Consider the following 7,859-nt stretch of genomic DNA (forward strand, 5'->3'; position numbering starts at 1 on the left):
CCGCAGCAGCCGCGGCGGCGACGTTACTTACCACGGTCCGGGCCAGATGGTCGTCTATCCGATTATCGATCTGAAGTCGAAGCTCCGGAAAGACGTGCATCGCTATCTTAGGCTCTTAGAGCGGTCGGCGATTCGAACTCTCGAGAGCTTCGGCATCGTGGCGGAGCGCAATCCTCCCTGGACCGGAATTTGGATCGGCGGGAGAAAGATCGCGGCGATCGGCGTAGCGGTTCGGCGAGGGATTACTTACCATGGCCTCGCGCTCAACGTGAACACGGATCTGACGTACTTTCAGCGGATTATTCCATGCGGCCTTGCCTGGTCTGAAGTGACTTCGATGGCTAAAGAACTAGGTACAGACCAAAGTATCGAAGCTGTTAAGCAGCGATTCGCCACGAATCTCGCCGCCCTCTTCGGATATTCCGAAATTAAATCGCTCGCGAACTTACTTGATTTTCAGGCTCAAAAAGGCACCAGCTACGAGGCGCGTGAAGGTCCGCGAGCGGAGGCGTACTCTTCTAGTACGTTGGCGCGAAGCGGACCGAGCGCGCCTATTAAAACGCCTGCCAGTGGCAGGCTATGGTAGATGGCCCTTTTTCAACAGCCTGAGAAATTTTATGCCAAGAAGACATCCAGATTGGGTAAAGGTTAGGGCTCCAGGCAGCCCCAACTACCTCCGGCTCAAACGGATTCTAAGAGACCGCAAGCTCCACACCGTTTGCGAGGAGGCGCGCTGCCCGAACATCGGCGAGTGCTGGGGGCACAACACCGCGACCTTTTTGATCCTGGGCGACATATGCACGCGCGGCTGCCGCTTCTGCGCGATCAGCAAGGGCAAGCCGGTGCTGCTGGACCCCGAGGAGCCGCGCAATGTGGCTCTGTCCGTAAAAGATCTCGGATTGCAGCACATCGTCGTGACTTCCGTCGATCGCGACGACCTACCCGACGGCGGCTCCGCCCATTTCGCCAAAACCGTATTCTGGATCAAATCGCTGAATCCTGGGATACGAGTAGAAGTTTTAATTCCCGATTTCAAAGGAGATCATCGAGCGGTCGAGACCGTCGTGCAATCCGGCATTCACGTCCTGAACCACAACGTGGAGACCGTGCCGCGACTTTATAAGAAAGTCAGGCCCGGCTCGGTGTATCAGCGCTCCCTGGATGTTTTGAAGGCCGCGAAGTCGATCCGAGCCGAGGTTCTCACCAAATCCGGCCTGATGCTCGGCGTCGGCGAAACAATGGACGAGGTGATGGCGACATTGAGAGACTTGCGCGACGCCGGTTGCAACATAGTAACGCTCGGCCAATATCTCCAGCCGTCAACAAATCAACTTCCAGTTGACCGTTACGTCACCCCCGACGAGTTTCAGCAGCTCAAAATCGACGCCGACAAACTCGGCTTCCGCCACGTCGAATCGGGGCCCCTCGTGCGCAGCTCCTACCACGCCTGGAGCCACGTAAATTGACTCACGTCAGTGAGTCACCCTGAGCACCTTCGCTTTCTGTCATGCTGATCCGCGGAGCGAAGCATCTATCTTTCACGCTCAGGTTCCGCGAAGGCTCTCGCCGTTTTTCATCATCTCACTTGAACTTCTCTCCTCCACTATTTCTCCCCGATTTCATTGACACAAAAAGCGATTATGGTACGGATTAGGAGGACAATGGCATGAAAGCTAAGAAGGTCAAGATGGGCATTCGCAGCACCGACGACGTGCTGAGGGAAACCGCCGATACTATGAAGAGCGTTGCAGCAGGAAAAAAGGTCAGGCCCAAAGGCCGGCGCCTATTCTTCACGAGCCCCGAGGCCCTAAGGCGGTTCCTGACTCCCAAAAGACTGGACCTCATCCGCCTCATTCGCAAGCGCCGGCCGGCCTCCATCAACGCGCTTGCATCTTTGGCGCATCGCGATTTCAAGAGGGTCTACGAAGATATTCAGAGCCTAGCTCAAGCAGGCTTAGTAGATCTCGCAAACGGGACACGTCGGAACAAGACGCCCCGCGTAGCAGATGAGCTACATCTAGAGATTGTGGTCTAGCTCCAAGGTTCTCCTGGGCAGCAAATGGATGAACAAAAAATCACTGCCGATCTGCTTCGAAAGCTGATGTCGGAGATATCTGAGGAATACTGGTGTGCCGGCTGGCTGGGTGGCCTTGAGTACATGTTATGGGATACGGTTACCGGCAAGCGGAAAGATATTTGTAGTCCCGAAGAGATCGAGCAGTTAAAGTACCTGTCGGAGAAATGCGGTGGATGGATTATTTGGAATGACCAGGCAACAGATGAAAAGTTTGTGCCGATGGAGGAGTGGCTTCGGCGATACGAAGCAAACAACCACAGATATTCGGCAGAATGATCGCCACGTCGAATCCGGCCCGCTCGTGCGCAGCTCCTACCACGCCTGGAGCCACGTAAATTGACTCACCTTTGTGAGTCATCCTGCGCGCAGCGAAGGATCTCAACTCTCCGGTGTCAACAACGTTGACAGATCACCACCTTACCGGTTACTCTCCGGCCCAAAATCAGGGTCCGGGCCGCCGGTCATCTTTGAGCGCCACATCGAAATCTCCGAACGGGTAAGGCGCCCCGATCAAGGAGGCGATCAATGAAATCTCGATGCGCATATCTCATTGGAGGATTGATCCTGGGCTTTTTTCCCATCAACCGGGTAACGGCAGCGAACGTCGAAGTCTTTCATGCCGATTCGCTCGCCGGTCCGATGCAACAACTCAAGAAGGCCTTCGAAGGAAAACACCAGGGAGTTACCATCAACCTGACCTCCGGTGTTTCGCGGCAGCTCGCCGAGCGCATTCTCAAAGGCGACACGTGCGACGTGTTCGCGCCGTCGTCCCCGGCGGTTGTCGATGAGGACCTGATGAACAAGAAAATCGCCGGCACCGGCAAGGAGGCCGCCTCCTGGTACGTCGTCTTTTCCGCGAATGAAATGGTCGTTATCACCGCGAAAGGGAATCCGCTGGGAATCCGTCAAGTCGCCGATCTCGCCAAGCCCGAGGTCAAGTTTGTCCGCGTGACCGGAGAGAAAGACCTGGCCACCAACCGGACGATCGAATTCTTGAAGAAAGCCTCGGCGCTCGAAGGAAAGCCGGAATTGGCTCAGAAAATCATCGACGGCGCCGCGGTGGATGCTTCGAAACCCAATTCGGTGCCGGATACGATACGCGCCGTGAGAGAAGGGAAAGCCAACGCAGGGGTGGTCTATTACTCGGCGGCGGTCGCGGCCAAGAACGATCTGGATATCGTCCGCTTCCCCGCGAGCGTCAACATAAGCGACGCAATCCGAAATGCGGCGACGGTGCCGGGGACGGCGAAGAACGAGAAGGACGCGATGGAGTTCGTCAAATTCCTCCTCTCGACGGAAGGCCAGAGCATCTTGAAAGAAACCGGCCAGCCGCCGGTGGTTCCGGCCATCCGAAAGGGAAGCGTGCCGGCAGAACTCAAATAACGCGGAATACTTTTTTGCGCCTACCCCCGGTGCGTTGAAGAGCGAGGGACAGCAATTCTCCACATAAGATTGACTTTAGCCACCCTCCGGAGATACTTAGCTAGATGACGGTGCTGCGTCATGGGAGTGATTAGAAAAAATCTTCCGCTTCTTGGTCGCCGTGGGCAGAGAGAGGTGGAGTGTTTGTTCGACACGGGTGCGTCTTCAAGCTTTATTCGGCCAGAATTGGTCCGCGAGGTAGGTATCCCCACGACGCACCTCCTAAAGCCAGTCCGGATTAGGCTTGGCAAAGGATCAACACGAGTTTCCCGCATTGCGGCCACCATGATCCGCCTGAACGGGGCAACTCTGGCGGATACCGCCTATGTCATGCCGGGGCTGACCGAAGATTATGTCCTGGGGGCTGAGTTCCTCGAACGCTATGATATTCGGCTTGATCCCAAGCGTCGCCGGCTTGTTCTTCCTTCCAAACGTCACCTGTCACTTGTTCTTATCTAAAAGACTTCAAATTCAGGCGTAAACAGACTGTTGAAAAACCCCCGTTCACCCTTCGACGCGCTCAGGGCGAACGGAGGAGAGCTGAAATCGTTGAAGGTTTTCCGTTCGTGCTGAGCCTGTCGAAGCACGAGTAGGACTTTTTCAACAGTCTGTAAAGAACTAAGTAAGCGAATGGTTTAGCTCCACAGGGGATGCTCTGCTACGTGCTCCTCCCTCACCGGAGCTTGACGCAAACAACAACCCAATCAGCTTTTTTGCCCTCCCGTCCCCTTCATCGCCGCCAACACCCGCGCCGGCGTGAACGGCGCTTCGCGGAGGCGCGCGCCGGTCGCGTCGAAGACCGCGTTGGCGATCGCCGCCGGAATCGGAACCGTCGACAACTCGCCGGCGCCGACCGGAGAGACGTCTTTTCGATCGATTAGGACGATATCGAGTTCCGGAATCTCGGGGAATTTGAGAATCGGATAGCTTCCCCAATCCAGGCTCGTCACGCCGTTCCCGTCAAACGCGACTTCTTCGAGCAGCGCGCGGCTCACGCCCTGGATGATATTGCCCTCGATCTGATTTTTAACTCCGTCCGGATTGACGATAAGGCCGCAATCGTGAGCGAGCGTGATTCGCCGCACGGCGACCTTGCCCGTGGATTTCTCGACTTCGACCTCCGCGATCGCGGCGGCATAACCTCCGGAGCGCCGCGTCATCGCGACGCCCTTTCCTTTGACGCTTGGCGCATCTGAATTCTCGGCCGGCTGCCGGCGCTTTTGCCATTGAACCTTTTCGGCCGCGGCCTTGAGCACGTCCGTGGCGCGCTTGTCACCGGTCAGGTAACGCAGCCGAAGCTCGACCGGATCGGCGCCGAGGTCGGCCGCGATCTCGCTCAACAGCGATTCGCTGGCGAAGCAGCGCGACAACTGCCCCGGCGCGCGCAGGTTGCTAGTGCGGAGCGGAATCGGCTCGGGTTGCAGCCACGGGATCTCCTCCGCGATGACTTTGGTGTTTTCGAAAGCGTAGATCTCGCCGCCGCCCTGGTTGCCGTTGCCCTGACCCTGCTCCTTTGGTTTCATCCCGATCTGTTCCGAGGCAAGAAGGATCATCCTTGAACCGACGGTCCACGGCAAACTGTGGTCGACGAACTCCCAGGCTACGAGTTTGCGTTCCTCACCGATACCGGCTCGCACCTTCTGCAACTGCGCCGGCCCCTTGGGCTCCCAGCCGTGCTCGTCGTGGCGCGACCACTGTACGCGCACCGCCGCGCCCGCGGCGCGCGACAAGAGCGCGGCGTCTTCGGCGCAGTCGTCGTTGCTGAGCCGCCCATAAGAACCGGAAGCTTCGCGATAAATGACGCGGACCTTTTCTTCCGGAATTTTCAGCAGGCCGGCGATCGATGCGCGCGTGCGAAACGGCCCCTGGCAACCCGACCACACCGTCGCTTGGTCTCCGTGCACGTCGGCCACCGCGCAGGACGGCCCGATCATGCCGTGCATCTGGAACGGCCAGCGAAAGGTCGCCTCGTATTGTTTTTTTGTTTTGCCGAGCGCGGCGGCCGGATCGCCCCGCTCGACGGCTTTCAAGGTCGTGAAACTTTTCGTCGTCGTCAGGTAGGCATCCAGCTCTTCCCGGTTCGCGGGCAGTTTGGTGGCCGGTTTTGACCAGGTCACTTTCAGCGCTTGCGCCGCCTGGATCGCCGCCCATTCGGTCTTCGCCACGACGCCGACGAAATTCCCCTGGCGCACGATTTTCACGAAACCGGGAACATTTTTGATAGAATCTTCGTCGATCGTCGCCGGCGCGGTGTTGATCACCGGCGGCCGTATGACCCGGCCATGAAGCATTCCCGGAATGCGCACGTCATGAACGTAAACCGCCTCGCCGGTCACCTTCGGCGGCAGGTCGAAGCGCGGCACCGGCTGCCCGACCGTTTCGTATTCCCCGGGGCTCTTCGGTTTTACGTCCTGAGCCAGCTTCAACTCCCCGGCTCTGCCCTCGGCTTGAATGGCGACGTTGAAGCGCTTCCCGCCGACGAGCTGCGCGTAGGATACCTTCTTCGATGAATTCCCGATGACGCTCACGACGCCGTCTTTGACGGTGAGTTTCTCGACCGGCGTGCCGAGCTTCTGCGCCGCCAAGCGCAAGAGTTCTTTACGCGCCGCCGCGGCCGCTTGCCGTATCTGCGGGCCGGCGCGCTCGATGGTGCGGCTGCCTGAAGTTGTCGCCTGGTCGATCGTCTTTTGCGTGTCGCCCATATCGACCTTGATTTTTTTCCAGGAAACGTCCAGCTCTTCGGCGGCGATCTGGGCCAGGGCGGTTTTGATGCCGGTGCCGAGCTCGACTTTGCTGGTGAAGACGGTCACGGTGCCGTCCTGGCCGATAGCGATCCAGGAATCGAGTTGCCTCGGATCGGGCGCGCCGCCGGGAGCGGACGCCGATTGCGCGAATAGGTCCAATTCCGCAGGGAAGAGATTGAAACTTACGATCAACGCGCCGGCGCCCTTGAGAAGTTGTCTGCGGGAGAGTTCAAGCGTTTTCATCTTCACCGCTCCTTCCTCAAACCTTCTGGCCCGAGGCGCGTTTGACCGCGCGCAGGATCCGCGTGTGCGCGCCGCAACGGCAGAGATTGTCGGCGAGCGCTGCCTTGATTTGGCCGTCCGTCGGCTTTGGGTTTGCGTCGAGCAACGCCTTGGCGCTCATGACCATGCCGTTGATGCAGTAACCGCATTGAAGCGCCTGCTCGTCGATAAAAGCTTTTTGCAGCGGATGAAGCTTCTTGGTCGATCCGAGCCCTTCGAGCGTGGTCACCGGCCGGTTGGTCGCGCTCTTGACCGCCGTCACGCAGGAGCGGATCGCTTTGCCGTCCATAATGACGTTGCAGGCGCCGCACTGGGACAGGCCGCAGCCGAATTTGGGTCCGTTAAGCTTGAGATCGTTTCTTAGGACGTAGAGAAGCGGCGTCTCCGGATCGGTCTCGACGGTACGCGCCTTACCGTTTACTTTGAGTGATATTCGCGCCATGGGAAGCTCCTTTTTATCGCTGAGGAAAGACTCCAGCCGCATCTATCGACCGACGCTCACACGTCTAGATCAGCCGCCGGGGTCTGTCAATATCGCAACGGCTCCCGAAAGGAGTCTTTTCCAATACCCCCGAAATGTGCTTTAAGAGTTTTCAACGGATGGAGGTCCATATGAAGATTTTGCGCATGCGATCGTGGAACTTTCACGCGGACGACCTGGAACAGATGACCCGTTTTTATCGGGACGGGCTCGGCGCCGAGCTACGAACAACGCACACGGTTGCGGGCGTCAAGGTCGTGCGCTTGCGCGCGGGCGAGACCGGCCTAGGTTTATTCGATGCGTCGGAGAAGCGCGCGCCGCGCGTGCCGCACCACACCTTCGATATCGAAGGGCCGGATGATGCCAACGAGCTGGCGAAAGAGCTTGCAGCCAAGGGCCTCAAAGTGGACGAGATCCGCGTGCACGGCGAAGGTCCCGGCTACTCGGTCTATGTGATCGATCCGAGCGGCAATCGACTCGAACTCTCCAAAGATTAGGCGCTATTATTCGTGACCCGAAGAGAGATCCAAACTTCGTGACCTTCGTAATACTATGCCTGAAAGTTTTCGCAGTCTGCGCAAATTTACCGGTCGCCCGTAGCTGTTAAAGGGCGGGGATTTGCTCGCGCCAAGACGCCAAGAACGCAAAGAATAGAGGAATCCCCTTTCATCCCCCTTTGACAAAGGGGGAAAGAGGGGGATTTGAGGGCGAAACGGAATCATGAAGAAACAAAAAATCATCGGGAGCTCGATTCCCAGAGCGGGAAGCGTGGAAAAGGTCACGGGGAGGGCGGTGTACGCGGTCGATGTGACTTTGCCAGGGATGTTGTGGGGCAAAGTGCTGCGCAGCCCGA

General features: G+C 58.0%; 9 protein-coding genes. 7 read left to right on the plus strand and 2 right to left on the minus strand.

Translation table 11 applies throughout. The annotated features are described in order from the left end of the window. The 6 genes from lipB to VGL70_10840 form a co-directional block, all read left to right on the plus strand. Positions 1–586 (plus strand): lipoyl(octanoyl) transferase LipB (gene lipB / locus VGL70_10815; GenBank protein ID HEY3304012.1); only part of this gene is annotated, 586 nt, incomplete at its 5' end. 31 nt (positions 587–617) lie between these two features. Continuing rightward, entirely contained in the window at positions 618–1,466 is an 849-nt protein-coding gene (lipA, locus tag VGL70_10820; protein HEY3304013.1) for a lipoyl synthase, read from the plus strand. A gap of 200 nt (positions 1,467–1,666) precedes the next feature. Then, complete coding sequence (locus VGL70_10825; GenBank protein HEY3304014.1) at positions 1,667–2,035, plus strand: hypothetical protein; 369 nt, start codon at positions 1,667–1,669, stop codon at positions 2,033–2,035. A 24-nt stretch (positions 2,036–2,059) separates the two neighbouring features. Then, positions 2,060–2,353 (plus strand): hypothetical protein, encoded by a 294-nt coding sequence (locus VGL70_10830; protein HEY3304015.1) that lies wholly within the window; start codon positions 2,060–2,062, stop codon positions 2,351–2,353. Positions 2,354–2,602: 249 nt separating this feature from the next. Continuing rightward, the gene (gene modA / locus VGL70_10835; protein ID HEY3304016.1) at positions 2,603–3,460 is read left to right on the plus strand and encodes a molybdate ABC transporter substrate-binding protein; all 858 of its coding nucleotides are present in this window, start codon (positions 2,603–2,605) and stop codon (positions 3,458–3,460) included. Between the two features lie 120 nt (positions 3,461–3,580). Continuing rightward, positions 3,581–3,958, plus strand: a complete 378-nt coding sequence (locus VGL70_10840; GenBank protein ID HEY3304017.1) for a retropepsin-like aspartic protease — start codon at positions 3,581–3,583, stop codon at positions 3,956–3,958. 245 nt (positions 3,959–4,203) lie between these two features. On the opposite strand, the gene VGL70_10845 is transcribed toward VGL70_10840, so the two are convergent. After that, on the minus strand, positions 4,204–6,486 hold the full coding sequence (locus VGL70_10845) for a molybdopterin cofactor-binding domain-containing protein (GenBank protein HEY3304018.1): 2,283 nt from the start codon (positions 6,484–6,486) through the stop codon (positions 4,204–4,206). Positions 6,487–6,502: 16 nt separating this feature from the next. Then, positions 6,503–6,967 carry a (2Fe-2S)-binding protein gene (locus tag VGL70_10850; protein ID HEY3304019.1) on the minus strand — a complete coding sequence of 155 codons (465 nt, stop codon included), beginning with the start codon at positions 6,965–6,967 and terminating at the stop codon, positions 6,503–6,505. Between the two features lie 170 nt (positions 6,968–7,137). On the opposite strand from VGL70_10850, the gene VGL70_10855 reads away from it, so the two are divergent. After that, entirely contained in the window at positions 7,138–7,503 is a 366-nt protein-coding gene (locus VGL70_10855; GenBank protein HEY3304020.1) for a VOC family protein, read from the plus strand. The last annotated feature ends 356 nt before the right edge of the window (positions 7,504–7,859 follow it).

The sequence above is a fragment of the Candidatus Binatia bacterium genome (assembly GCA_036504975.1).
GTDB lineage: Bacteria > Desulfobacterota > Binatia > UBA9968 > UBA9968 > JAJPJQ01.